Genomic DNA, 24,363 nt, shown 5'->3' with positions numbered 1-24,363 from the left:
CTCTAAACCGATGTTCCGGCGGTATCGCCCCGAAAGCTAGGTGGCTGTCGCCCGCAGCCTGCAACTCGAATGGATCATTTCTGACCGGGGGCGACACCATATCGATGACCCACAGTTGGATTACGGCAACCTCTGGAGAGACTGCAGCACCACTGCCGACAACGTAAACGTCGGCGTTGAGGCAAGGCAGCCGGGACGGCCTGCACATTCGCCTAGGCGGCCATCCGGACCAGTGTTTCGGCAACCATGCGACTGTCATACGGTTTCGGAATGAAAACGCCGCGCTCCGGAATTTCGTTGCTGCCTGGACGCTGTTTGCCTGAAACGATGAGAATTTCGACGGGCGGCCAGCGGTCGCGAACGGCAGCGGCTAACTTTAAGCCATCCATGGAACCCGGCATGTCGATGTCAGTCCAGAGGATGACGATTGCTGGATCGCTCTCAAGAAGCGCGATCGCTTCATCGGCGTTGCTCGCTTCGATGGCCTCGAAACCAGCGTCTTCGACGACCCCGACCGCCATCATCATCAAGAGAGGCTCGTCTTCCACTACGAGGATTTTGGTGCGACTCGCAGTCATTTTCCCTCCTCGCTTTGAACCCGAGCGTCCGCGGTAGCGAACGGTTCCACCGTGAAACCAACTTCAAACGCCAGGCCTTCGGGACGGTAATCTGGGTTATAGTGGGCTTTTGCGGCAGCAGGAAACGCTCTTTCGATGAGAATGGATCCAAACCCCTTGCGCGTCGGTGCTGAGACTGGCGGGCCGCCTGTTTCCGTCCAGAGCAGGTAAAGCCGCCCGTCGCCGTAAGTCCATTCGATGGAAACCAGTCCGCCATCGCTGCCAAGGCTTCCGTACTTGGTAGCGTTGGTAGCCAGCTCGTGAATGACGAGCGAAAGCGGAAGCGTCAGGTTTGCAGGCAGGGCAACCTCCGGCCCATCAATTCGGAAGCGCTGGTGATCGTCGCCCCCGTGAGACCGCAGCGCGGTCTCGACCACCTCTCGCACGGTAGAGGCGCTCGCGTCTTTCGACAGAAGGAGATCGTATGTCGATGCCAGAGACGACAGTCGGCTCGCGAACGAATGGTAGGCGTCGGGATCGGCCTTGCTGAAGCTCTGACGGGCAATAGCCTGCACAAGGGTAAAGCCGTTTTTGACACGATGCGCAAGCTCGCGGACCAGAAGCATTCGCTCCTCCTCGGCCCGCTCGTTCTGGACGCGACGACAGTCGAGCTCGTCCAGAAGGGAATCGAGCGCAGCGCCCACGGCGTGCATTTCGTCGGTGGGTTTCATCGAGGTGCGGGCCGTAAGCTCGCCCGAACGCCAGCGATCCATGACCGAGGCGACCGAAACCACTGGCGATATCAAGAACCTGGTCCCCACGAAGAAAGCCGCCAGGAAGGCAACAACAACGCCTCCAACGATCGCAAGGACGTTGATGGTCGTCGCCCGGTTGATGGGGGCGAACGCTTCGTCCTTCGAGAAGCCAGCGCTCACATAGAGGGGACTGCCGCCCGGCGTAATTGGCTGATAGCCAAGGACACGCTCGGTTCCATCCTGGCTCACCACCTCGATCACGCCCGGCTGCACGGCGTGGACCAGCTTTTGAAAATCGTGAGGGATGACAGTTCCAACGAAACGTTCCGGCTGTGGCACGCGCGCGAGGATGGTGCCGCCGCTATCTGCGATCGTGACGGCATTGCCTGGAGCGACCCCGCGCTCGGCGATGCGTTTCTGAAGCCAGTCGAGCTTGACCCCGCTAACAACCACCGCCTTCGTGGTGCCGTCGACGACCACTGGCATCGCCACGGGCAGAACGGCCGTGTCCGACATCCTGCTCTTCGTGTACGTCCCGACGACGAAGTCTTCGCCGGCGACGGCAGCCGTGAAGTAATCACGATCGGAAAACGTCACGCTCGCAGGGGCTTCAACGCTTCCGCATACGGGCCTGCCTTCGAGATCGACGACGAAGATCATCCGGATGTTCGGGACGCTGGATGCAACCGACCTAAGGAACGCGTTGCAGACGGCGGGGTCGAGGTTCCGCACTGCCGGCATGGAGCGCACGGAGATGAGAAGCGAGTGCAGTCCTTCGACGATCCGCTCGACTTCTGAGGACGCCTGCCGGGCCGCCTGCGCAGCTTGTGCGCGCACTTCGTCGTTGCGCTGGCTCCGCATCGCATACTCGTTATATCCGAGCATTGCGACGACCGGAGCAAGCGCGGCGACGGCGACGGCGACAAGCTTCCTTCTCATGAGACTCCCTCTCGATAAGGGTGGTTAGCATGCCGAAAGATTGTTGGCTATCGGGGCGCGGCGAGACGGGCTTGGCCCATGGCCGCGTTGCACTAGATACGGTGTCAAATGGAGGAAACAGAATGACGAAACTTACATACCATGTCGGTGCGCACGACGGCGGCTACGGTTACAGGCTGGGCGACGTCTGGTCGGAGACTTTCGCCGACCATGACGTGGCGCTGTCCGCTGCGAAGTCGGCCGCGGAACGGCAGCATCTCGAAGGTCGCGACGCTGAGATTTCCTATCAACTTTCGGATGGTCGCTGGCACAGCGAGCACGTCGACGGGGGAGATCGTCCGGATACGGAGGTGGTGGACGACGGAACAGGAGCCCCGAAATGACGACACTGACCGGTTCCTGCAAATGTGGAAACGTCCGAGTTGCCCTGCGTGGCAACCCAGTCAGGATCGGCATCTGTCACTGCACCGACTGCCGACAGGAGAGCGGTTCGGCCTTCACGTTTTTCGCAGTGTGGCCGGCTACTGAATTCGAATCCCAGGGCGGAACGCGCGAGTTCGCTGGACGGCGCTTTTGTCCGAACTGCGGTTCCAGGTTGTTCTCGGCGAACGAGGACGAGGCCGAGATCAAGCTCGGCATCCTCACCGAGGCGCCCACACCACTCGCACCGACGTACGAATTATGGATAAAACGGCGGGAGAAATGGCTACGGCCCATCGAAGGAGCGGAGCAGTATCTCGAAGATCGGACATGAGATCCGATAAGCGGGACTGAAACTCATCCCGGTCTTGGAGCCTGGTTTTCTTGCGGGGAATGAATGCGCGCATCTCTATCTGCTCTCTGTTTCGAAGCTATTTCGGTGTCGTCGGGCCGCTGATTTCGAATGAACTCGGACTCGCGCCTGTTGAATTCGGTTGGCTTGCGTCTGCGTTTTTTGGATCGTTCGCGGTGCTACAAATTCCTGTCGGCATCGCCTTCGATCGCTGGGGCATGCGGTTACCGATGACCTTGATGATGATCGCGGGCGCTGCAGGTTCAGCACTTTTGGCGGCTTCATCCGATTTCTGGTCCGCCTCCGCTGGTCAGGTTGCGATCGGAATTGGATGTGCGCCGATGGGCGTTTTCTCCTATCTCGGACGACTTCATTCACCAGACAAAGCCGCCCGCCTTGCGGCCACGGTAAGTTCTGTAGGTTCCGGGGGAGCGCTGCTCTCAGCGTCTCCGTTATCATGGTTCACGGCAGAGTGCGGGCGGCGCGCTGCATGCTGGCGGCCTCGATGATGATGCTGGGCTGCGCCTTCTCAGTCGCGGCAACCCTACGACAAACAGGCTCGTCGTTAAACGCTGTTCAGGTAAGCGCCGCTAGCTCGTGGAGGTTGTCCCACCTCCTCTATCTTGTACCTATCTGCTTCACGCCCTCGCTCGGAGGCACTTTTCGAAAACGCTTGGGCTGGACCGTACCTTACCGACGTATTCGGGCGCGACACCGATGTCGGCGCAGCACTGACCGGGGTGAGCATATTGGAGTTGCGACTTCGCTCGCATTGCCATTCGTGCTACTCAAATGGCATGCATGGTCGGACACTCGTGACCGCCACCTATGTCATCGGCCTTCTAAGAGCGGTTCTTCTCGCCCTCTCACCGGGATAAAGCGTGTTTGCGGCATCCGCAGGGTTGGCTCTGCTCTACGCCGTGGGCAACATTCATCCGGTGGCGATGACCGAGGCTCAGGCATTGCTCCCGGATCGAATGAGAGGCATCGGACTTGGCGCGCTCAACACGCTCGTCTTTCTTGGCGTGTCGGCTTCATCCGCCATCTTTGGCGCGCTCGCCGAACTTCGTCTCAGCGTCGCCTGGACGTATGGCCTGATCTTCGGAACAACGGCGATGGCCCTGGAAATCGCGCTTGGAACCTACGTGACCTGTCATCCGAAGGCTGTGGGGCAAAAGGCGACGCCCTCGTTGGATTGAAAGCGACTTTCCGATTGCCGCCAACGCTCGTTGATGCCGGTGCCACTGGCAGCGATACGCGCTGAGCGCAGTGGCCGGTGCCACGATCCAACCAAAAATCACTGATCTCGAGCTGGGAACTTCGACTTCCAAAAGGGGTTTTCTAGCGGTGACCTCACGGTCGAAATCTCAACAACTAGGAAGACAACGATGACTCTCGAAGGCAAGAAGATCGCGATCCTCATCGCACCCCGCGGCACCGAAGAGCCCGAGTTCAAGAAGCCCAAGGACGCGGTCGAAGCCGCTGGCGCGACGGTTACCGTCGTCGGCATCGAGGCTGGAGAAGCCAAGACAAACAACAGCGACCTTGACCCCGGTAGCTCCTATACGGTCGACAAGAAGGTGACGGATGTCGCCGCAAGCGACTTCGACGGCCTCATCATTCCAGGCGGATGCGTCGGCGCGGATAAGCTGCGAGCCGATGCCGACACCGTGTCGTTCGTCCGTTCGTTCTTTAAGCAAGCGAAGCCCGTCGGTGTCATCTGCCACGGTCCGTGGCTGTTGGTGGAAGCAGACGTCCTGAAAGGTCGTACCGTGACGTCCTACTCGTCGATCCGGAAAGATATCGAAAACGCGGGTGGAACGTGGGTGGACAAGGAGGTTGTCACCGACAAAGGACTCGTTACGAGCCGCAAGCCAGACGACCTGCCGGCGTTCTGCGCGAAAATCGTTGAGGAGTTCGCGGAGGGAAAGCATCCCGAGCAGGCTCGTAGCGCCGTAGCGTAACCTGAGCCCAATTGGCGAGGACATTCAATGTCAGGGATCATCGAAGGCTTCGAACAACGCCATGTTCGAGGTGATGGCATCGGCATCGACACGCTCGTTGGGGGCAGCGGACCGCCGCTGCTCCTTTCTCCACGGCTGACCGCAAACAAGAATGTGCTGGACGGCCGTGGCACCGAAACGACCGATATGTTCACTGTCGTCGTGCCCGACCTTCGAGGCGGTTAAGAATGCGCCGCGTCCTTGAACGCGGAACGAAGGGATCGTGCGTCGCCGCGTTTCGGCGAGATGTCCGTTGAGATCTCTCTCCTGACCACAGGTATTACGCGCGAAACTTTCCGCGATAACCGGCGTTCGTCGTCGTACGTGTGTGCAGCATTTCAGGAGGATCAAATGACAAAAGACAGCGACATCGACACCAATCAGGTCCTGGCTGATTTCGCCGAAGCGGTGAACATGTCGTCATCGGAGCTGGAGAAGTGGCTGCGCACGGAGGAGAGCCTCGTCAACGGGTGGAAGGCGGACGGCCGCAAGGAGTCGATCGATCATCACTCCGGACGACGTATCGTCGATATCAAGCACAAGAAGAGGGCAGATCTGACGGACGAGGACTATGAGCATATGCGAAAAGTCGTAGGCTACGTGCACAGACATCTCGCCCAAGGCGGACCGAAGGTGGACAAGGAGCGTTCGGCGTGGCGCTACTCGCTAATGAACTGGGGGCACGATCCCTTGAAGGAGCGGTAGGGAAAAGCCTAAACCCTGCCGGAACTCCCGGGCACGCTCGCCGTTAATCGTAAAATCAAAGGAGCCACCATGACCTACGTCGCATCCCCAAGCCATTCCGCCGACGATCCCGCCCGGATCGAAGATTTGAAGCAATGCCTGGAAACGGCACGGAGGCACTTGAACGAAACTTCGAGCGCGTCCGATGAGGACAAGGCGGCCGAATTGTTGACATCGGCGGTCGATGCCGGCTGGGAAGAGGCTGAAGTTCGCTCAGCGGTCTCCAGCGCTGCGAGCGAGCGAAAAGATAACGACGTGTTTCTGACGCCGACTCTCGGGATCGTTCCGTCGTCGTCCATGTGAAGTGTGCGGTCAGCTTGGTTTAGGGTTTCGAACTATCGCCAGTCTTGGTCAGGCTACCTGGCTTGTGAGCTGCCCGCTTGGCAGTCTTTTCGCTTTCGACGATGTATTCGGGATTGGATCGCGACGCCTTGACATCGTGACCCTTGATCTTGGTTGGCGTCGTCTGTTTCTTCACGACCTTGCCTTTGGTTTTCCCTTGACTGGTGTCCCAGGTGACTTTGTCGCCCTTCTTGAGGTCGCTCATCGATTTCTCCGTTCGGTTGTTCGTTCGGGCAAATTCGAATGCTTGGGGCGAGACCACTCGCCCCAGAGTTTGCGGTGTTGGCGATCCCGATCTATTTAATTTTCTCGGTTCCGGCTGGCGTCGTCACCTGTGTCGGGCCGCTGCCACTGCCACTCGGAGTCGGAGAACGATCGGTCGCTTCGGGCGGACGGCTGCTGCCGTCGGCTGCGTTGTTGTCGAACGTTCCGGCGCCGGACGGCTGTGCGTTGATCGGATCGGCCTTCGTCGAAGCCGTGGGCTCGGCGTCTCGATCGATACTCTCGCCCCAAATCTCGACCCCGCCCCAGGCGAGCAGTGCGAGCAAGATGCCACAAACGAGAACGATGAAGACCGGCTTCCCGAAGCTGCCCTGGCGTGCTTCGATGGCGGTTTCGGTGACCTTGGGCGATTCGGTGTCGTTACTTCTAGTGACCATGTTCGGTCTCCTCGGCTATTGGATCTGCAGTTGCGGTCTTGTCGATTTCCTCGAGAACAAGCCTGATCTTCCGGACCGGTTTTCGTTCTTCGTTGAAGACCTCGACGGACAGCATTTTGTATTCACTGGTCGGAAGCCCATCGGCTGCCATTTCGGACAGCGCCGTGCGCGCTTCCTCGATCGCAGCTTCCGCAGTGTCGAAGTCGTACAGCATCTCCGCAGGACGGACGCCTTCGTGGTCAAGCAGTTGAAAGTAGAACTTCGCCATCTCCAACCTCAGTAGCCGCCGACGATGGGGAGGATTTCGCCGGTGATGTAGCTGGACATCTGTGGCGATGCGAGGAAGACGTAGGCGGGCGCAATCTCCTCAGGCTGAGCGGCGCGTTTCATCGGCGTCTGACTGCCAAACTTCGCGACGTCGTCGGCCTGCTTGTCAGAAGGATTCAACGGCGTCCAGACTGGTCCGGGCGCGACGGCGTTGACGCGGATGCCCTTCGGGACGAGCTGGCTGGACAGGGCCTTGGTAAAAGCGTGAATGCCGCCCTTCGTCATCGAATAGTCGAGCAGCTCCTTAGAGCCTTCCAATCCGGTGACCGATCCGGTGTTGATGATCGCCGACCCGTTGGAGAGGTGAGGAATTGCGGCCTTGGCCATATAGAAATAGCCGTACAGGTTGGTCTTCAGTGTTTCGTCGAAATGCTCGTCGGTAAGATCCTCGATTTCGGCGGTATGGACCTGGAAAGCGGCGTTGTTGACGAGGATGTCGAGACCAGAGAACTGCTTGGCAGTCTGGGCTACAGCGTCACGGCAGAACTTGGGGTCTTTCACATCGCCCTTGATAACCAAGCAGTGGCGGCCTTCCTTCTCAACCACGGCTTTGGTGTTTGCCGCATCCTCGTTCTCGTCGAGATGGACTATGGCGACGTCGGCGCCCTCGCGTGCGAACAGAATCGCGACCGAGCGGCCAATGCCCGAATCTCCACCGGTGATGAGTGCGACCTTGTCCTTCAGCTTTCCCGACCCCTTGTAGAACGGCGCATCGTAAAGCGGCATGAGCGGTAGGTCAGCCTCGGAGCCAGGCTTCTTCTGATGCACTTTCGGGAAAGGCGGTTCCGGGTATTTCCGCGCACCCGCCTGCATCGCGCCGCTAGGCGTCGATTTTGACTTTTCGTCGGCCTTCGCGACCTGGGCTTGGATATCGCGCTGCTTTGCTGCGGTGGCTTTCGATGACATCTCGGTCTCCTTTCGATCGTGAGAGGACAACGTCGGCGACGCGAAAAAGTCCCGCCGACCCAAATCAAAAAAGGCCCCGCAGCGACTGCGAGGCCTCCGATGGTTTCCTATAGAACAAATTACAGACGGTTGACGCGATAACGGTCGCGCTCGGCGGCGATCTGCTCGATTGTGTAGGGATCGGCGGTCTCGTCGAAACGTGTCCAACCCTGCTCGGCATAACGTGCCCGACGCTCTGCGACGTTTACCCGCGGCGATCTGTTGAGGATCGCGCCTACGGACGTGCGACGGTCGTCTTCCACACGCGCCGTCACGACAGAGCCGCCGCGACGAATGCTTTCAGCATAGAAGTTGGCATCTTCTTCCGGCACACCGGATTCGACCATCGCGCCGACGATCCCGCCGACGGCGCCGCCAGCAACGGCACCAGCGACTGCGCCAGCCGCCGTGGCCGCGAGCCAGCCCGCAGCAACGACGGGACCAACGCCTGGAATGGCAAGGAGGCCAAGGCCGGTCAGCAGACCGCCCGCGCCGCCAGCCAGAGCGCCGAGGCCTGCACCGGCGCCGGCACCTTCGCCTGCCCGGTTGCTTTGCCCTTCGACATTGACGTCGCCATTAGCCTTGTTGGTGACTATGCTGATGTCGTCCGACGGGACGCCCGCATCTTCGAGCGCTTTCACAGCCGCCTTTGCATCGTCGTAACTGTCATACAGTCCTGTGATTGTGGTCTTCATGGGGATTTCTCCGTTATATTTTTACTTCGCAAGCGTGACGTTGCCCTGGAAGTCCAGGGAGACGTTGGCGGACTTGCCGTCCTTGGAAGCGGTGGCGCGCCAAACGCCCTGATCGTCGAGCTTCAGACCGGATACGTCGGTGTAGCCGGCCTCTTCGATGCGGGACTCAGCCTGAGTTTCGGTGAAGCTGTTCTTACCCGCGACAGGTGCACCGGGATTTTGCTCGGTATTGACCGCTGGCGTCGTCTGAGAGGTGGTCGGCGTTTGGCTCTGGGCAAAAGCCGCTGAGGCGACAAGCGCGAGGCTCGCGGTCAGAAGGATAATTTTCTTCATGGGTGTTTCCTCTTGGTTTGTGGATCGAAAACACGCGGAAAACCTAGAGGTTCCAATCATTTATTTGTGACGGAGAGCGTTGCAACCGGTCGCGTCTACTCTATGAAGGGATGGCGCCGTACTCGGGCAGTTTGAAGTCGTCCGCGCCGGATAAGAACAGCTTGGTCACGAGCTGCTTAATGCCCGGCGTGTCAGAGACGCGCAGAACGCCTCGCTGCGAGGCGACGCCCAGCAAGGTCTGTGGCTGCAGCATTTTCGGAGCGAATTTCGGGACGTTCTGTCCCTTTTCCACATAGGGCCGCATAATTTCCTCGTACCGTTCCAGTGCTTCCTGAAGGTAGGATGAGCGAGACAATTCGCCGGCCAGAGCATAGACGCCGACAAGGTGTGCCATCGCTCAGTTGCTCGATACTCGCAACGCCAGATCAATTCGATTGACCGTGGGTGCTGGCTGGCTTCGATATCAATAGAGATCTCGACGACGCCCGCGAGTGGCGCCTCATCGCGCGTGCTGCCGTCGTACGACGCGTCGCCGCGTAAGGCCTTCGACCCGGACGTGTTCGCCGCTGAAGCCGCTGCACCGGATGTTCTATTGCGAGGTCTACAGCTTCGCGCGTGTCGAAATTGGCGCGGATGGTTACGGTGCTGTCATCGGCCATGATTGTCTCCCAACGGACGATGGAGGACCCGCGAGGGGACAGCGGCGGCGGGCGAGGCGCAGCACCCCCCGACGAGCGGGGGTGCTGTAGTTTGATTATGGCGAAGCTTGCAGAGCGCGAAGTTGTTGCGTACCGCGGCCATCTAGTGAAACGCGCAGACCGGCGTGCATTGATCAACACCCCCCAAACAAATAGCGAAAGCGTCGTCGGACCTAGAGGATCTACCGATCGCGACGGGAATGACCAAGGCGGAGATTGGTCGCTGTCGATCCGAATCTGTTGCTGGCGTTCATCCGGCCGTTAAGACGCCGTTCTTCTTGATCAGCATCTTCGATAATCCAATATCAGTAACCAATCGTATAAATCTTCATCAGCGATTGCTGGTCGCCGGACGCTATGGCAGACAGGCATTCCCACCCGAGAAAGCAGGATGTCCGCCATTGAGTTATGATAGGTCCAAAGTCGATCTGAGCAATTGCGATCGGGAACCCATACATATTCCGGGCAGCATCCAGCCTCACGGAGCAATGATCGTCCTGAACGAGCAAGGGATGGTTTCGTTCGTTTCGAAGAATATCGACGAATTTCTGGGCGATACCAATCGCGACTATGTCGGCGCGGAGCTTGCCGATCTGGTCGGTACGACCGTCTCCCATGACATCGCAAACGCCGTCGCTCGGGCCGGGGCTGGCCAGATCGCAGGCGTCGTGCTCAAGGCGAAGCTCTCGGAAGGCGCGAGCGTCGCCGACATCACAGCCCACCGATACGAGGGCCGGACGTTCCTCGAGCTTGAGCGGCCCGCCTCTCCGGAGGACACGGAAGTGGCGCTCCATCTGACACAATCGTTGATCCGACGGGTGGACGGCTACCGGGAGTTCGACCCGCTATTCAAATCAGTCGCGCGGCTCGTCCGCGCCATGCTCGGCTACGACCGCGTGATGGTCTACCGGTTCCTGCACAACGGGGCCGGTCGGGTGGTCGCGGAGGCGAAAGACCCTTCTCTGGGTAGCTTTCTGGGCCAGCACTTCCCGGTATCCGACATCCCGGTGCAGGCACGCAAGCTTTACGTCAAGAACTGGATCCGTGTGATCGGCGACGCATCGTTCGTCCCCGTGCCGCTCCTTCCGAAGATCGCCGAAGGCGATCCGGCAGTCGACCTCTCGTTCGCCCATCTTCGAAGCGTCTCCCCCATCCACTGCGAATATCTACGAAATATGGGCGTCGCCGCCTCGATGTCGATCTCGATCGTGGTAGACGGCCAGCTCTGGGGCCTCATCGCTTGCCACCATAACACGCCAAAATGTCTCTCCATCCCGCTGCGCGTGGCGACCGAACTGTTCGCACAGTACTTCTCGCTGCATGTGGCCGCCATCGAGCACCGCGAACAGCAGGCGTCCGCCGCGGCGACGCGCAGTCGTCTCGATGCGATCATCGCAGGCGTCGATCACGCCGACCCGGTCGAGGTTACGCTTCGCAGAAGGCTTCGAGAATTCTCTTCTCTGATCGCCAGCGACGGGGCGGGCCTATGGTCGCGTGGTGAGTGGGCGTCGTATGGCGTTTCCCCATCGGAGACGGCGATACCGCATCTGATGGAAATCATTGGCAAGAAGGCGGGCCGGAACATCTGGGACACGCAGGACCTCCAGTCCGAGACCGGTGACGTCGAAGAGTACGGTACGCGCATCGCAGGGGTGCTAGCGATTCCGATTTCAGTCTCTTCGCCGGATTTCCTGGTGTTCTTCCGAAGCGAGGAGGCCCATCAAGTCGAGTGGGCAGGCGAACCGCGAAAGAAAGAGGAGCTCACCGAGAACGGCGTCAGGCTATCGCCGCGCGGCAGCTTCGATACCTGGAGGGAAGACGTCAGGCACAAATCGCTCCCGTGGTCGAAGGCCGACGTCGTCGTGGCCGAATCCATCAGGGGATATGTCCGCGACGTGATGCTGTCGCACAACGACGCCACCGAGGAGCAGCGCGAACGGACCGAGAGCCAGCGAAAGCTGTTGAATTCGGAGCTGAACCACCGCGTGAAGAACATCCTCGCGCTGGTGAAGTCGATAGCGACGCAGACCGGGGCGAACTCCCAGTCGGTTGACGAATATGCCAAGTCGTTCGAAGGGCGGCTCCGGGCGCTCTCGTTCGCTCACGACCAGTCCTTCGGTAGCCGGGACGGCGGCGAACTCAGGGGCCTGATCGAGGCCGAGGCGGATATGCATCGGTTTGCAAAACTGCCGGATCGCATCCAGATTTCGGGAGATCACATCGGCTTGACCGAACGGGCGTTCGGCGTCTTCGCTCTGCTTCTGCACGAGATGATGACCAACGCCGCGAAGTACGGCAGTCTTTCCGTTCCGTCAGGAAAGCTGGAGATATCCTGGACGATCGCCGAAAATGGCGACTGCCATCTTTCCTGGAAGGAAAGCGGCGGCCCGGAGGTCGTTGTGCCGACACGCCGCGGTTTCGGTTCGAACTTGATCGAGAAGACCGTTTCGCACGACCTTGGGGGAAGCATCGACCTCGACTTCGCCCCTGCCGGCCTCGAGGCCAGAATCATGATCCCCGGCGAGCACCTACGCGAGGTCGTGGAAAACTTGCAGCCCGGCAGCCCAGCCATCGCGGAAGCCGCGTTCAAGCCATTGGACCGAATGAGCGTCCTGCTCGTCGAGGATCAGTCGCTGATCGCGATGGACACCGAGGAACTGCTGAGGTCGATCGGTGCCGAAGAGGTTTCGATCGCGGCCAATGTCGCCACCGCCTTGAAAATCCTTACCGAGGGATCGCCCGACTGTGCGGTTCTCGATCTCAATCTTGGATCTTCCACATCCGAGGAGGTCGCGAAGGAGCTCGAGAAGCGTGGCATTCCATACGTCTTCGCGACAGGCTACCGTGACGGCGTCCATATCCCGGCAGACTTCGCAACTATTCCCGTGGTTCGAAAGCCTGTATCGCAGGCAGCGTTGTCGAGTGCGGTCGGGACGGCGCTAGGCATAGGGCCGACGAGACCGGGCCGCTAAAGCATCCCCAATCTTGCCAAGTGTCGCGGCCGCCTTAGCTACGCGGCGAACTCCATCGTGGAGATCGTGTGCGGTCAGGCACGAACTGGATACGCGGCGTTTTGACCACGGATGTACTGGCACTGGTGTGAAGGCGATGTCGACAAGGTCGGTGCGATTTTGTCGCGGCCTTTTCTCATTGCGCTCTACCTCATATCAATTTTAAGAATAAGACAGGGACCGTCCGGCGATCCGCGTCACCTGCCTCGGCTCCCCGTTTCCCGAAGGACTCAGCAAGCGCCATTTCCAACAGTTCATCGCGAATTCCCGCACATGCGAACATCGCTACCGGCGAAATCCGTTGGGCGTGGAAGTCGCCGCCTCGTCTGGTTACCAGGAACACCGCACCACGACGATGCATGTTGTTCCAATCACTCTTCGTGAAACGCAGATCGGTCGCCAGCGCAAGATCGGCCTTCCGCCGTTCTTGAGCCGATCCAGTCATATGTCCGCGGGGCGCGTCGCGCCGGCGTTCACACAGATGACGTCGGCGGCACCGAATTCCACCGACCCGTCGTCGCACTGAACAATGGAGACATTCGGTTAGGATGAGAGATTCGCGGCCGCACACGCAGCCAGATCAAGCGCGACCTCGACCGCCGTCGCTTTCCCAAAGACATTGACGAAACTCGCCTGATCGCCGGGTAGAAGCCTGCCCCGACACCGACATGTACGACGTGCTCGACCTCACACTGCGCCGCGTTCGACAAGAACAAGGCATGGATGGTGGGCTGCGCGTCGTGGGCGAAGGCTTCGATTGCGGCATCCGAGCTACCTTCCCGCATCGTTTCCAGTAAGATTGGATCGCTCCGCGCGCGCCTCTACGCAAGCGCCTGCGTACGTGCCGGAGAACGGCGAACCCAAGGGCCCGGCAGACATCCTGAAACACTCGGCGATCACGCCTGGTACGGACAGGTGGACCTTCACAAGGGACGACCAGTCCGCTTGCCCGATTCGAGCATCGAGCGATTGAGCCGAACACTGGACGGATCTTGATCTTGCCTGAGGTGGTCGACTTCAAAAATGCTTCAGAAGCAGCGCCTGCCCTGACAGGCTTCTGCCAGCGCCTTCGACAACTGAGCCTGGCTGAACGGCTTCGATAGCCGCACGACGCCGGCCAGATCGCCGACGCCGTCCGGTAGCTCCGCATATCCTGTAGCAAGAATGATCGGAAGCGTCGGGTACCGCGCATGGATTTCCTGACACAGGCGCGCCCCTGTCATGTTCGGCATGGCGTGATCGGTTATGACGACATCCGGCGGAACGCCCGTTTGCAGCGCTGCCAAAGCCTCCTTGCCCGAAGATGCCTGAATGGTGTCCATGCCCAGATCCTCGAGCAGCAGAACCGTGTTCATGAGAACGAGGGCGTCGTCGTCGACTACAAGAACGGTTAGCGCTTTCGGAGCGGGCTCGAACGGCACATCTGGTGTTGCCGGAGCCTTTGTTTCCACTTCGGTGCTATCGGCGACGGGAAGCCACAGCTCCGCGGTCGTTCCCTGTCCCACCTCGGACTTCAGGATTAGCTCGCCGCCGGACTGGGCCATCAGGCCGTGCACCATGGGAAGACCGAGGCCCGTTCCCTTGCCAACGCCCTTTGTCGTGTAGAAGGGCGTCGTCGCGTTGGCCAGCGTCTCGTCATCCATGCCCTCCCCCTGATCGCGGACAGAGAGGCAGACGTAGTTTCCGGGCGGCAAGGTCGAGCGGCTAGGCCGGTCGGATCTGCGCTCGGCGGCGATGGTGATCTCTCCACCGCCCGGCATGGCGTCGCGGGCGTTGACAACGAGGTTGAGAAGAGCGCTCTCGAACTGATTGGAATCGCTGCGAACCTTCGGCAGATCCGGTGCGAACTTGCTGGTGATCACGATCTCGGGGCCGATGGTGCGCCGCATGAGCTCGGTCATCCCACCGACGAGGTCGCCGACGTCGACGGGGGCGAGCTGAAGCTCCTGGCGACGAGAGAACGCAAGCAGCCGCTGCGTCAACGTGGCGCCGCGTTGAGCCCCCTGAATCGCGTTGTCAATGAGATCTATGACGTCCTGCCGGACTGCTCTTTTCCTTGCGATCTCCAGGCTTCCGAGGATCGCCATGAGGAGGTTGTTGAAGTCGTGTGCGAGTCCGCCGGTCAACTGCCCGACCGCCTCCATTTTTTGCGCTTGGAAGATCGCTTCCTGCGCCGCCCGCTTCTCACTGATGTCGCGCGTGATCTTCGCGAAGCCGATCAGTTCGCCCTGGGAGTCCCTGATCGGATCGATGATGACGTTCGCCCAGAAGCGCGAACCGTCCTTTCTCAAACGCCATCCCTCGCGCTCGAAGCGCCCTTCTTCCTGCGCAAGCCGAAGGGCAAGTGCCGGCAGGCCGCTTTCTCGATCTTCGTCGGTGTAGAACGTGGAGAAGTGTCGACCGACGATCTCCTCCTCCTTGTAACCTTTGAGACGCTCGGCGCCTGGGTTCCAGCTCGTGACGAAGCCGCCCGGGTCGAGCATGTAGATGGCGTAGTCGGTAATGGCCTCGATGAGCAGGCGGTAGCGCTGCTCGTTCCTGATTTCGGAATCGTTCATGATGCCTCCCCGTCTGGCGCCACCGACAGCCTTGAAAATATATATCGGAAGAGATTAAACCCACCCCGGACTAACGTCTGATACCGCTGTCAATTCGTAGACTTGTGGTCTGATATCATGCAGTTGTCAAAAATCGCAATAGAGAGCGTCGACTGGAATGTTGCGTACAAAGATATCGGAAATCGACGTCGCTGTAGGCACGGGTAAGAAGCCGCCGCAAGCTTTCTGGGCATGTCGCAAATGACCTCGGCCGAAGGGATTGGCGTGACATTCCAGCAGGTCCAAAAGTATGAGAAGGGCACGAACCGATCGGTTCAAGCCGGCCAGCTCAGATTGCCCTCGTCCTCGGCACCAGACCCGGATCCTTGTTCGGCAAAGACGAAGCCGGCACGTCCGTGGCGCCTCGCTCCCTCGAGCTGAGGGCGATATCGATATGTACAGGGGGAGGCGTATGGTGCCGGTCGCCTTGAGCCCCAGGTGACGGATCGCTTGGAAAAATCGGGGAGCGACCGGCGGATCCCGAAAGATTCGCATCCGCTCACGCATCTTTGTGCAGGCCGCGGCATTAAGTCTTCCGACTGCCAAGCCCCCCGTCAACCTCTACGGGCCACGTCGTTCAGCATCCCATGCCACTTGCAAGCTTTCGAGAGGGTGCCCGCGTCTGCGATCGGGTCACGCGGTACGGTGGGCGGCAAACGGCATCAATGCTGGAAAAGACAGCCCATTCGGGCGCTATAGTCATCAGGTGCCCAACGCGAGTGGAAATAGATAGACATTATCCGCAGATTACTTGCCGCCTTTTCCACTGTTACCCTTGCTGCCCCCGTTGCCGCTGTTGCTCTTTCCACCGCCATTTCCGCTGCCACCACCGTTACCATGTCCACCGCCATTCCCGTTGCCGCCGCCATTACCCTTCCCGCCATCGCTACTACCCTTGCCGCCGTTGCCACCGCCGTTGCCGTTTCCACCGCCGTTGCCCTTGCTGCCACCATTCCCATTTCCGCCGCCGCTACCCTTGCCACCATCGCCCTTCCCGCTGTCGCTAGCTTTGCCGCCCTCTCCATTGCCGTCGGGGTTGCCGCCCTTGCCGGAACTGCCCTTCCCCTCGCCGTTATCGGCAATGTTGGCACTGGTGTCGTCAGCTCCTTTTTTTGACTTGCCCCTGTCTTCAGGCGCGGCGTCGGGTTCGCCGGACAGCTTCTTGGCGCCCATGGCCGGAACGACTGCAACTGATGGCGCGACGGACGTTATGGAAGGCTCTGACACCGCTCCTGCGACGTCCATGCCGCTCTTCCGGTCCACAGTCGCGCTCTGTCGGGGCCCAACGTTGGCCTGTTGACCGCTTCCGAAAGACGTGACCTGCACAAGACCGCGATCTACGGCAACCGATGCCTTAGTCTTGCCGACCGTCACGTGGAAGATCGTACCCTTCACAACGGCGGCCAGATAGGGAGTCTGAACTGTTGTATGCGGCTGGCTCCGCTTTTCGATCTCAAGATCGAGTTCCCCGACCTGCTGGAAGACCTCCGTCTTTCGCGGCGAAAGGAAGCCGCCCGGCTTTGTCGTAATCGCAGCCAATGTGTTCGGCTGGAACCCAATGCTTTCAACACCACGCACGAGCTGAACGCGGCCACGAGGGCCTGTGGAGATCCAGGCTTTGTTTGGCACCACATCGCCCACACGTAGGTTGGTCCACTGTTTCCGGTCCATAGTGTACCTAACCTGGCTGGTGGTCTTGGCAACCTGCCAGTCATCACCGGACGCGTGTGCGACAAAGGGTGCCAGGAAAAGGAAGAAAAGCAGGATACGAACGAATGCAGACATGGATGCGATGCCCCCAGATATTGGAGGGCGACTTAATCACGGCCAAACTTAAGAATAGTTTTAAATCATCGAGTGATTTCGGGGAAGGTGGCCTTTGGTACGTTACCGGACAGGACGTAAACGAGGTCCGCAGTCGGCTGCTGGGCATCATCGGGATCTGGATGCTGGCCTCCACACTCTTCCGTCGCGGCAATACCCGCGGGGAAGGCAAAGGCTGAAGACGAGACGCATGCGGAATGGTGGCATCGGCCCCATCCAGGAGCAGGAGCAGGCGGCGGTCAAACGGCGCACGGCGGCGGATTGCCACGATGGCGATGAGGGTCAGGCCATCGAGAAAGCGGCGGCCGCGCTTATCATGGCCGCAAAAATCTAAAGAAGAAACCTCGGAACTACCATTTGCCCTTGGGTCCCGAGTTTTTCCATGCGCACCAGCATTACTGCGATGGGTATCTCAGTTCCATCACAACCAAAATGCTAAAGTAAAGGCGCCCGATTTATCAACGCAGGTTTGGTTTTCTCAAAAATCCTGCCACAATCGGACGCGCCAGGCCGGCCCTTCGCGAGGCCCCTTTCCGGAGAACTCATCACAAAGAGTACCAAGCGTCTTGTGAAGCAGGCGTGACCGAACCATTTCCAGACTAGGGGGTGGATCAAGCAACTATGCACACGGAGTTCCCTGGTACGCCGGGAGTGGCGAGCGATCCGAACCTAATGTGGCAAGGCTTGTCGGAAACGACTGTCGAGCAAACCGAGGGCGTGTCAAGACAGTCACGTCAACAGTTTGGTCAAGTCTTCCTCAGCCTTAACCCCGTGGCGAAACGCCCAAATGATCTTGTTTGCCAATTCCTTCTGTCGCATTTCGAGCACGATTTGTTTGGAAGCGCAGAGACGATCAAATACGCGCTCACAGAGGGCTACTTCCTCCTGAGCGAGTGAAAATTTTGCCTGGGCCAGTTGTTCTTTGATCATGACCTATGCCTAGTGAATGTCGCGCTGCTGTGAGGGTAGAAGTGCTGCATCTTTGTCCCCAATGATCTTGAGCGACTCCCAGTCTGGTAGATCCTTCTCGCTGAGTCGTTCCTGAACAGCGCAGAGCATCCATCCCGCCGCCTCGACTTCTCCGCCTCCATATGGACCTGAATCTGCTCTGTGCAAGCCACGACGCAAGGGCGCGCTGATCCCCCTTCCCAGGGAAGGGTTGCGGCCACGATCCTCGCCTTGGAATAGGCATTGGCGATCCGCTGTTTCGCGGCACCATCACTTTCCAAGATAACGCCCAAGGTGAAGACGATCGTGTCCATCAAATGTTGGCGTCATCATCGGGTCCCAGCAAGAAGGTACCTCCAATCGGAAAATTCAGACCCTGCGACGTAACGGCGACAGATGCAATTTTTGAATGTAACAAAAAGGGCATGTCGAGCAGCGCGATGCCGACGCCTCGATTATGGGATTGATGGGTTCGTCCGGTTCGAGATGGCGCCGCGGCTCTTCTTGCGGGACGCGCTCGGGATCTTGAGGCGGCGTATCAATGGGCGGTGGTGATGGCGGCGGGACGATGGGTTCATATGGATAGCAAAACGTCAATTCGCTTCTCTCGTTCCGGCTACCTTAGCGATCAGCACATATCTCGCGGAAGGGCTGGTAGATGCCGGCCCTTCCTTAGTGTCAACGCTGTCGTTAATCCGACGCGGCCATCGACGGTGGCCGAGCATGCGCGCCGGATGATTTTTCGCGGCGTTTGTCGTTGAACTCCTCGGAAGCGTGCTTATTTGCCTCGGTCCTCATCGGCTTGGCCTGGACATGTTGGTCTTCCGCACGCTGCCAGTGATCATCGTGCTTGCCGTGAGGCCTGCCTTCATCTTCCCAAATCCTGTAGGCGCGCTCGCGTCTTTCCTGGTCCTTATCCATTATCGCTCCTACTGTGACTGACCTTAAACTTGCATTGAAGCCCTCCGATTCCGCTCGTTCGATGACACGTCGGCCAACTCCGACCGACGGCTGCCGCGGTCGTGCACGTTATCCCATGCCTCGAAGGGAACTATCAAACCCGCTAGGCATTCTGCTGCAAACCTTCAGGAGGCCCAAGTGACGAAGTTTAAGCAGACCGAGCGCCAGCGTCCGCTCCGCGGCAGGCCCTACACCGTGCAAGAATTCAGGTCGAAATACAGCCTCGACGCCAAGACTGCTGAGGATCTCTTCGCTCGGTTTGGACCATCCTCCGTCGAGTTGGATTTGTTGATGGCGGCGAAGCGGCGGACGCCGTCCCTCCAGACGATCACTCAGGACATCGCTGTCTGACATACGGCGATACCGGTGGGGGGGCGTCGAGTGCGTTTCATGCGGAGGCGCCTGATCCTTAAGCGAAAGGTGCTTTTCGCTCGCGTCGCCGAGGCAAAGTGGGCGGTCGAGCCGACAACCATGAATGGTACACGACCTGAAACTTCGATTGGGGCCGGTCGTTATGGCAGGAAAGCAACCTCTTGCCGATTAGCGCATGTCGCAGTTGCCGAGAGGAGGCGGGCTAGTGCAAGAGCCTGCGGGCGAGCCACAACTTGGTCTGCGCGACGTGGCCCTTCGACCAAGCCCGGCCAACAGCGGCTCGCGGATCACAACTTACGCGAGCCGCGAGCCTCGCGCTCTTGCGATTGATATTGTGCGATCGTCTTGGCCGCGCGTTCATTCACTCCAGACTGCGATCGTCATCAGCGTTCCTCCTGCATAGCAACGGCGATATGCCGAACGAGCACCAGTCCTTCTAGCCGCTCTATCGATACCGAAAGCTTCGGCTTCCAGTTCGGATAGCTGTCCCTAGTGCCAGGAATGTTCGTCGGACGCTTTTCGCCCGTCATATCTGCCAGCCTCACGGCGGCCAGCACAGAACTCGTTTTTGCAATGAAGCGATGCGCGCTCACGATGAGCTTGCTCAGCTTTTCCTCGCTGACTGTCGCGGCGGGTGTCCTTAGTGGGGGATCCGTATGCGCGTTTTTCAAAGCGACCATCATCTCTTTTCGCTCACGCCGCCGTTCCTTGCGGTGTTCTTCCGTCATGTGGGGTGGAACGATGCCGTGCTCAGCCCTTGTCCTGATATCCGCATCTCGCCACCAGCCAGCCAAGGTCTGGTGATCGTGCGTCGAGATGCAAGCAAGCGATAGTCTCGGGTATGAGCCAGGGGACCTAAATCCATCTTTCTCGCGCTCGTAAGACAGAATGCGGTAGGACAGGATATGCGCTCGGGAAAGATCATACTGAAGTCCTTCCGGAAGCATCCCCAGATCTTCTCCGATAACCAAGCAACGATATTTTGTCGACGCGTCGGCTAGGATCTGGAGAAGCCTTTCCTGCGGATAGTCGACATAGGCGCCCTTCTCCGGACCTTTGTCGGCGGGAACTAGGAAAAGCCGCTTCAAAGCCGCGGCATGATCGATTCTGATGGCGCCAGCATAACGCATAGCAGATGCGACCATTCGCAAGTATGGCGGATTTCTCCCAGATGCAATTTTAGCTGGATGAAACGCCGCAAGATGCCAGTCCTGACCCTTGGGCGCGAACGGGTCGGGCGGGCTCCCGACCGTTGCTGCGGAAATGTAGGCGTCACGTTCGCTCCAAGTGGCCGAGCCATCGACCGCTTCTCCGACGGCAAGGTCGAAATAGAGCCCGACCCGCAGACCGGCCTCACGCGCGGCCTCGGCGGCATGCGATAGCTGCTGATCGGCGATCCATTGCAGCCACATGTGGAAACCGATCGTGTCGGCATGTTCCTCGACGAGCGCCGCGACCTCGACGCCATCAGGAAGGTGCAACTCTTCAGGCCAGGACGTCCAGCCCGCGCCAAGGCCTTGCGCCACCATTAGGGCCGACAGGGTTTCGAAAATTGCGTGCCGTCGTAGGTTTTCACCGCCCTCCTTGACAAAGCCCTGGAAGTCGCGGGAAGCCTTTGACTGCCGATCGGAGGAAATCCGCCATTTCTCCCAAAGCGCGCGCAGGGCGGACAGCTTGGTTTCGGCCACTCCGACATAATCGACGAGATCGGTCGACCGCAGCTCTTGGAGCCGATCTTCAAGATCTGAGTTCGCCTCGAACCCTTCGACCTTGTCGACCGCGATGTATAGGGGATTGATCATCTGACGGCTTGAAGGCTCGTACGGACTGCACCGGTTTGGATCGGACAGAAACGGTGCATGCAGCGGGTTGAGACCGATGAAATCGGCGCGAAGCGACCCCGCGAGGCCAATCATTTCGATCAGGTCCTCGAAGTCACCGATACCCCAGTTGCGCCTCGATCGGAGTTCGTAGAGCTGCAGGGTGATCCCCCACACGCGGTGCTTTTCAAGAAACTCCGGTATAAAGGACTGAGGAATGACCTTCTTGCCGTGCCGTCTTGCCGACTTCCGTTCAGCAGGTTTGTCCAGAGCGTCGACCATCACGCCGAGTGCCTCAAGGAGCTGGTGCTTCGTGGCGTCCGTGACCGGCACGTCCACGTTATCCGGGCTCGGTCTCGTCAACGCGATACCGTGCCTTTCCGCTAGTAGGTCGAGACGCGAGCGGACTGGACTGCTATTTGAGGACGATCGAGTCACAGCATTTATCTCCGGGCAGACGAAACGCTGAAGGCGACGGCCCACGTTCCCAGAATGTTGCCGCTGATATCTCCCAGTGAGTAGATCGTTTCCCCAATAGGCGGTGCTAAGACCCTCGCCGGCTTGTTGGATAGGTTCGCAAGCAGGTGGAGCTCCGCACCATCGCGGGATCGCCACTTGACTGCCGTCACCCCATCCTCCTGACAAAATTTTCCCGCTCCGCTTCCAACGTGCTCGATCATCGGCACGATGCGCTCATGGCGCAGAGCGAGAAGAGATCGGTAAAAATGGAGCATTTCAGACGCATCGGTGTCAGACAGTTTGGACCAATCGAGCTTAGCCGCCTCAAACGTGGTGCGAGCGGTGGGATCAAGAAGGTCGTCCGCGTCGAAACCCGGAAGTCGTGAAAGTTCCTTGCGCCGTCCCGTCCTCACCTTTTCGTTCAGGTCGTCGTTGAAATCGCAAAAATAGGGGAAATTTTCGCGTGCTCCCCATTCTTCGCCCATGAAAAGCATAGGGATTTGAGGAGACAGCAGATAGATCGACGTCACCGCTTTCAGGGGGGCAAGCGGTCGGTATGTAATCATCCGATCGCCATGCGCGCGGTTACCGATCTGGTCGTGGTTTTGAATGAACGATATGAACGCGGTGGGTGGCAGGTCGCCCGTGGGCTTACCGCGAGTTTCCCCACGATAGCGCATGTGGTCGCCTTGGAACACGAAGCCTTCGGCAAGCGCCCGGCCCATCTTTTCGGCGTCGTCCGCGTAGTCCTGATAATATCCGAAGGTCTCGTCGGTTGCGGCGACGTGCAGGACATGATGCACGTCGTCGTTCCATTGCGCTGTAAAGCGGACAGCTCTGCCCTCCTCATCTCGCTTCAGTAGGTCGCTGTCATTGTCTTCATTCTCGACGATGAGATGGACATGCCGATTTTCCGCGGCGTCGCGGACACGCCTGGCCAGTTCGAGGAGAACATGCTCGTCGCTGTCGTCGTTGATTGCATGCACGGCGTCAAGGCGGAGTCCGTCAAGCCTGAACTCCTTGATCCAGTAGACTGCATTCTGGATGACAAATTCGCGAATGGCCCGAGACTGGCTGCCATCGTAGTTGATCCCGTCGCCCCAAGGCGTCTTGTGGCGGTCGGTAAACAGCGGCGCATAGTTCGGCAGATAGTTACCATCCGGCCCGAAGTGATTGTACACGACGTCCAGAAATATCGATAACCCGCGCTCATGGGCGGCGTCGACCAGCGCCATGAAGTCCTCGGGACGTCCGTAGCTGCTGTCAGGCGCATAAGGAAGTACGCCATCGTAGCCCCAATTGTAGGCACCGGGAAAATCACTGATCGGCATGATCTGGATAGCCGTGATGCCGAGCCGGGCCAGATGGTCAAGCTTGTCCATTGCCGCGCGAAAAGTCCCTTGTGGCGTGAACGAGCCGACATGCAGCTCGTAGATGACTGACTCTTCCCAAGGGCGCCCGATCCAGTCGTCGGCTTTCCATTGGAACTGCGTAAGATCGATGACTTCGCTTGGGCCACGCACGTCTTCAGGCTGGTGGCGTGAACCTGGATCGGGCACTTCAGAGCCCTCCGGAAGCACGAAACTGTAAAGACTGCCGGGACCGGCTGCGCGCGTCCGGCATCGATGCCAGCCTTCCTCGTCGCGCTTCATTGGAATAGGGTCAACGTCTTTCAACTTGAGAAAGACGCTGTGCTTCAGCGGCGCCCACAGGCGAAACTCGACGCCGTCTTCGAAGATAATAGGACCGTAGCTGTATTCGCGCACTGTGAAACCTTGCTTTCTCATGAGACTAACGGAGCAGCCCCTGGCCGCCGTCCACCCAGATTGGAGACCCGGTTACGTGGCGAGACTGGTCGGACGCAAGAAATGCAATAACGTCAGCGACGTCTTCGCTGCGGCCGGGACGACCCCCCGTGATCGGAACCTGGCCTGCGGGCCAGACGACTGGGATAGCGGTCTCGTCTTCCTTTCGAAGACGGGTATTCGCGTCGATGCTGGTTTCGATTTCGCCGGGACAGACAGCGTTGATACGAATATGGTGGCGAGCAAGCTCCAGGGCGAGCTGCTGGACCATCGCAACTTGCCCGGCTTTCGTCGCCGTATAGGCGGTAGCGCCCGGAGTCGTAAACGTGCGGGTGCCGTTGATCGATGATACAACCACGATGGAGCCGCCTCCCGATCGCTTCAGCTCGGGAACGCTGGCGCGGATCGTAAGAAAAGTTCCGGTTAGGTTTACGGAGATCGTGGCGTTCCACTCGGCGACCGTCAGATCGTCGATCGGCGCCCAGACGCCGTTGATACCAGCGTTGGCCACGACGACGTCAAGTCGGCCGAACCGCTTGACAAGCTGTCCGACAGCGTCTGCCATCTGTCGTTCGTCGGCGATGTCGGCCAAGAGCGAAACACCTTTGCCGCCAGCGGCGTCTATCTCCGCTACGGTGGAAGCAATTTCGTCCGCGGTACGCCCGAGCGCGCCGATCGCGAAACCGTCGCTGGCCAATTTCAGTGCCGCAGCTTTACCAATTCCAGATCCAGCTCCCGTGACCAGGGCGACGGCTACGCTCATTGCGATCTCCTCATTTCCGAATTGGATAAACAACG

General features: G+C 59.3%; 28 protein-coding genes and 1 pseudogene. 12 read left to right on the top strand and 17 right to left on the bottom strand.

Annotated features, from left to right (window positions below):
- Positions 1-212 precede the first annotated feature (212 nt).
- Both J2X43_RS15540 and J2X43_RS15535 read right to left on the bottom strand, forming a co-directional pair.
- Positions 213-578, bottom strand: a complete 366-nt coding sequence (locus J2X43_RS15540) for a response regulator (protein ID WP_112389387.1) — start codon at positions 576-578, stop codon at positions 213-215.
- Positions 575-2,251 (bottom strand): sensor histidine kinase, encoded by a 1,677-nt coding sequence (locus J2X43_RS15535; RefSeq protein WP_112389388.1) that lies wholly within the window; start codon positions 2,249-2,251, stop codon positions 575-577. Before J2X43_RS15535 ends, J2X43_RS15540 begins: the two co-directional genes overlap by 4 nt.
- Before the next feature lie 122 nt (positions 2,252-2,373).
- Here J2X43_RS15535 and J2X43_RS15530 point away from each other — a divergent pair, with 122 nt between their 5' ends.
- The 8 genes from J2X43_RS15530 (at position 2,374) to J2X43_RS15495 (ending at position 6,073) form a co-directional block, all read left to right on the top strand.
- Entirely contained in the window at positions 2,374-2,634 is a 261-nt protein-coding gene (locus J2X43_RS15530; RefSeq protein WP_112389389.1) for a hypothetical protein, read from the top strand.
- The gene (locus tag J2X43_RS15525) at positions 2,631-3,005 is read left to right on the top strand and encodes a GFA family protein (RefSeq protein ID WP_112389390.1); all 375 of its coding nucleotides are present in this window, start codon (positions 2,631-2,633) and stop codon (positions 3,003-3,005) included. Before J2X43_RS15530 ends, J2X43_RS15525 begins: the two co-directional genes overlap by 4 nt.
- A 59-nt stretch (positions 3,006-3,064) precedes the next feature.
- The gene (locus tag J2X43_RS15520) at positions 3,065-3,532 is read left to right on the top strand and encodes an MFS transporter (protein WP_310295205.1); all 468 of its coding nucleotides are present in this window, start codon (positions 3,065-3,067) and stop codon (positions 3,530-3,532) included.
- A 372-nt stretch (positions 3,533-3,904) separates the two neighbouring features.
- On the top strand, positions 3,905-4,222 hold the full coding sequence (locus tag J2X43_RS15515; protein WP_310295203.1) for a hypothetical protein: 318 nt from the start codon (positions 3,905-3,907) through the stop codon (positions 4,220-4,222).
- 189 nt (positions 4,223-4,411) lie between these two features.
- On the top strand, positions 4,412-4,987 hold the full coding sequence (locus J2X43_RS15510; RefSeq protein ID WP_112389391.1) for a type 1 glutamine amidotransferase domain-containing protein: 576 nt from the start codon (positions 4,412-4,414) through the stop codon (positions 4,985-4,987).
- Between the two features lie 27 nt (positions 4,988-5,014).
- Positions 5,015-5,212: a hypothetical protein gene (locus tag J2X43_RS15505; RefSeq protein ID WP_112389392.1), complete on the top strand. Its 198-nt coding sequence runs from the start codon at positions 5,015-5,017 to the stop codon at positions 5,210-5,212.
- Positions 5,213-5,377: 165 nt separating this feature from the next.
- Entirely contained in the window at positions 5,378-5,731 is a 354-nt protein-coding gene (locus tag J2X43_RS15500; RefSeq protein WP_112389393.1) for a DUF3140 domain-containing protein, read from the top strand.
- Positions 5,732-5,800: 69 nt separating this feature from the next.
- The gene (locus tag J2X43_RS15495; protein ID WP_112389394.1) at positions 5,801-6,073 is read left to right on the top strand and encodes a hypothetical protein; all 273 of its coding nucleotides are present in this window, start codon (positions 5,801-5,803) and stop codon (positions 6,071-6,073) included.
- Between the two features lie 19 nt (positions 6,074-6,092).
- Here the strand turns inward: J2X43_RS15495 and J2X43_RS15490 are convergent, their stop codons facing one another.
- From J2X43_RS15490 to J2X43_RS15455, 8 genes and pseudogenes are all read right to left on the bottom strand, one after another.
- On the bottom strand, positions 6,093-6,317 hold the full coding sequence (locus J2X43_RS15490; RefSeq protein WP_112389395.1) for a DUF2945 domain-containing protein: 225 nt from the start codon (positions 6,315-6,317) through the stop codon (positions 6,093-6,095).
- Positions 6,318-6,408: 91 nt separating this feature from the next.
- On the bottom strand, positions 6,409-6,771 hold the full coding sequence (locus tag J2X43_RS15485) for a hypothetical protein (protein WP_112389396.1): 363 nt from the start codon (positions 6,769-6,771) through the stop codon (positions 6,409-6,411).
- Positions 6,761-7,039, bottom strand: coding sequence for a DUF6894 family protein (locus tag J2X43_RS15480; protein WP_112389397.1), 279 nt, complete (start codon positions 7,037-7,039; stop codon positions 6,761-6,763). Before J2X43_RS15480 ends, J2X43_RS15485 begins: the two co-directional genes overlap by 11 nt.
- 8 nt (positions 7,040-7,047) lie before the next feature.
- Positions 7,048-8,004: an SDR family oxidoreductase gene (locus J2X43_RS15475; protein WP_310295196.1), complete on the bottom strand. Its 957-nt coding sequence runs from the start codon at positions 8,002-8,004 to the stop codon at positions 7,048-7,050.
- 119 nt (positions 8,005-8,123) lie between these two features.
- The gene (locus J2X43_RS15470) at positions 8,124-8,738 is read right to left on the bottom strand and encodes a general stress protein (RefSeq protein ID WP_112389399.1); all 615 of its coding nucleotides are present in this window, start codon (positions 8,736-8,738) and stop codon (positions 8,124-8,126) included.
- A 21-nt stretch (positions 8,739-8,759) separates the two neighbouring features.
- Positions 8,760-9,071, bottom strand: a complete 312-nt coding sequence (locus J2X43_RS15465; RefSeq protein ID WP_112389400.1) for a PepSY domain-containing protein — start codon at positions 9,069-9,071, stop codon at positions 8,760-8,762.
- A 100-nt stretch (positions 9,072-9,171) separates the two neighbouring features.
- Complete coding sequence (locus tag J2X43_RS15460; protein WP_112389401.1) at positions 9,172-9,465, bottom strand: hypothetical protein; 294 nt, start codon at positions 9,463-9,465, stop codon at positions 9,172-9,174.
- Between the two features lie 53 nt (positions 9,466-9,518).
- Positions 9,519-9,730 (bottom strand): annotated as a pseudogene (locus J2X43_RS15455) (hypothetical protein); the annotation flags it as partial.
- A gap of 527 nt (positions 9,731-10,257) precedes the next feature.
- Between J2X43_RS15455 and J2X43_RS15450 the strand changes: the two are divergent.
- A complete protein-coding gene (locus J2X43_RS15450; protein ID WP_405049599.1) occupies positions 10,258-12,741 on the top strand; it encodes an HWE histidine kinase domain-containing protein in 2,484 nt (827 codons plus the stop codon).
- Positions 12,742-13,448: 707 nt separating this feature from the next.
- Entirely contained in the window at positions 13,449-13,577 is a 129-nt protein-coding gene (locus J2X43_RS15445; RefSeq protein ID WP_310295191.1) for a hypothetical protein, read from the top strand.
- Between the two features lie 231 nt (positions 13,578-13,808).
- On the opposite strand, the gene J2X43_RS15440 is transcribed toward J2X43_RS15445, so the two are convergent.
- Positions 13,809-15,338, bottom strand: a complete 1,530-nt coding sequence (locus J2X43_RS15440) for a PAS domain-containing sensor histidine kinase (protein ID WP_112389404.1) — start codon at positions 15,336-15,338, stop codon at positions 13,809-13,811.
- A gap of 786 nt (positions 15,339-16,124) precedes the next feature.
- Positions 16,125-17,162 (bottom strand): hypothetical protein, encoded by a 1,038-nt coding sequence (locus J2X43_RS15430; RefSeq protein WP_310295189.1) that lies wholly within the window; start codon positions 17,160-17,162, stop codon positions 16,125-16,127.
- Between the two features lie 229 nt (positions 17,163-17,391).
- Between J2X43_RS15430 and J2X43_RS15425 the strand changes: the two genes are divergently transcribed.
- Positions 17,392-17,535 (top strand): hypothetical protein, encoded by a 144-nt coding sequence (locus J2X43_RS15425; protein ID WP_162706044.1) that lies wholly within the window; start codon positions 17,392-17,394, stop codon positions 17,533-17,535.
- A gap of 395 nt (positions 17,536-17,930) precedes the next feature.
- Here the strand turns inward: J2X43_RS15425 and J2X43_RS15420 are convergent, their stop codons facing one another.
- Entirely contained in the window at positions 17,931-18,131 is a 201-nt protein-coding gene (locus tag J2X43_RS15420; RefSeq protein ID WP_112389407.1) for a hypothetical protein, read from the bottom strand.
- A 708-nt stretch (positions 18,132-18,839) separates the two neighbouring features.
- Positions 18,840-19,070 (bottom strand): DUF2934 domain-containing protein, encoded by a 231-nt coding sequence (locus J2X43_RS15415; protein WP_310295187.1) that lies wholly within the window; start codon positions 19,068-19,070, stop codon positions 18,840-18,842.
- Between the two features lie 177 nt (positions 19,071-19,247).
- On the opposite strand from J2X43_RS15415, the gene J2X43_RS15410 reads away from it, so the two are divergent.
- The gene (locus tag J2X43_RS15410) at positions 19,248-19,460 is read left to right on the top strand and encodes a hypothetical protein (RefSeq protein ID WP_112389410.1); all 213 of its coding nucleotides are present in this window, start codon (positions 19,248-19,250) and stop codon (positions 19,458-19,460) included.
- A gap of 404 nt (positions 19,461-19,864) precedes the next feature.
- Here J2X43_RS15410 and malQ read toward each other — a convergent pair whose 3' ends face one another.
- The 3 genes from malQ to J2X43_RS15395 form a co-directional block, all read right to left on the bottom strand.
- Positions 19,865-21,634, bottom strand: a complete 1,770-nt coding sequence (gene malQ / locus J2X43_RS15405) for a 4-alpha-glucanotransferase (protein WP_310295184.1) — start codon at positions 21,632-21,634, stop codon at positions 19,865-19,867.
- A 110-nt stretch (positions 21,635-21,744) separates the two neighbouring features.
- The gene (gene treZ / locus J2X43_RS15400; protein ID WP_310295181.1) at positions 21,745-23,547 is read right to left on the bottom strand and encodes a malto-oligosyltrehalose trehalohydrolase; all 1,803 of its coding nucleotides are present in this window, start codon (positions 23,545-23,547) and stop codon (positions 21,745-21,747) included.
- 4 nt (positions 23,548-23,551) lie between these two features.
- Positions 23,552-24,328, bottom strand: coding sequence for an SDR family NAD(P)-dependent oxidoreductase (locus J2X43_RS15395; RefSeq protein ID WP_112389413.1), 777 nt, complete (start codon positions 24,326-24,328; stop codon positions 23,552-23,554).
- Positions 24,329-24,363: the final 35 nt, after the last annotated feature.

It is taken from the genome of Rhizobium sp. BE258 (assembly GCF_031457345.1).
In the GTDB taxonomy this organism is placed as follows: Bacteria; Pseudomonadota; Alphaproteobacteria; order Rhizobiales; family Rhizobiaceae; genus Rhizobium.
The sequence above is the reverse complement of the archived record's forward strand: the minus strand, read 5'-3'. Positions and strand labels throughout refer to the sequence as shown.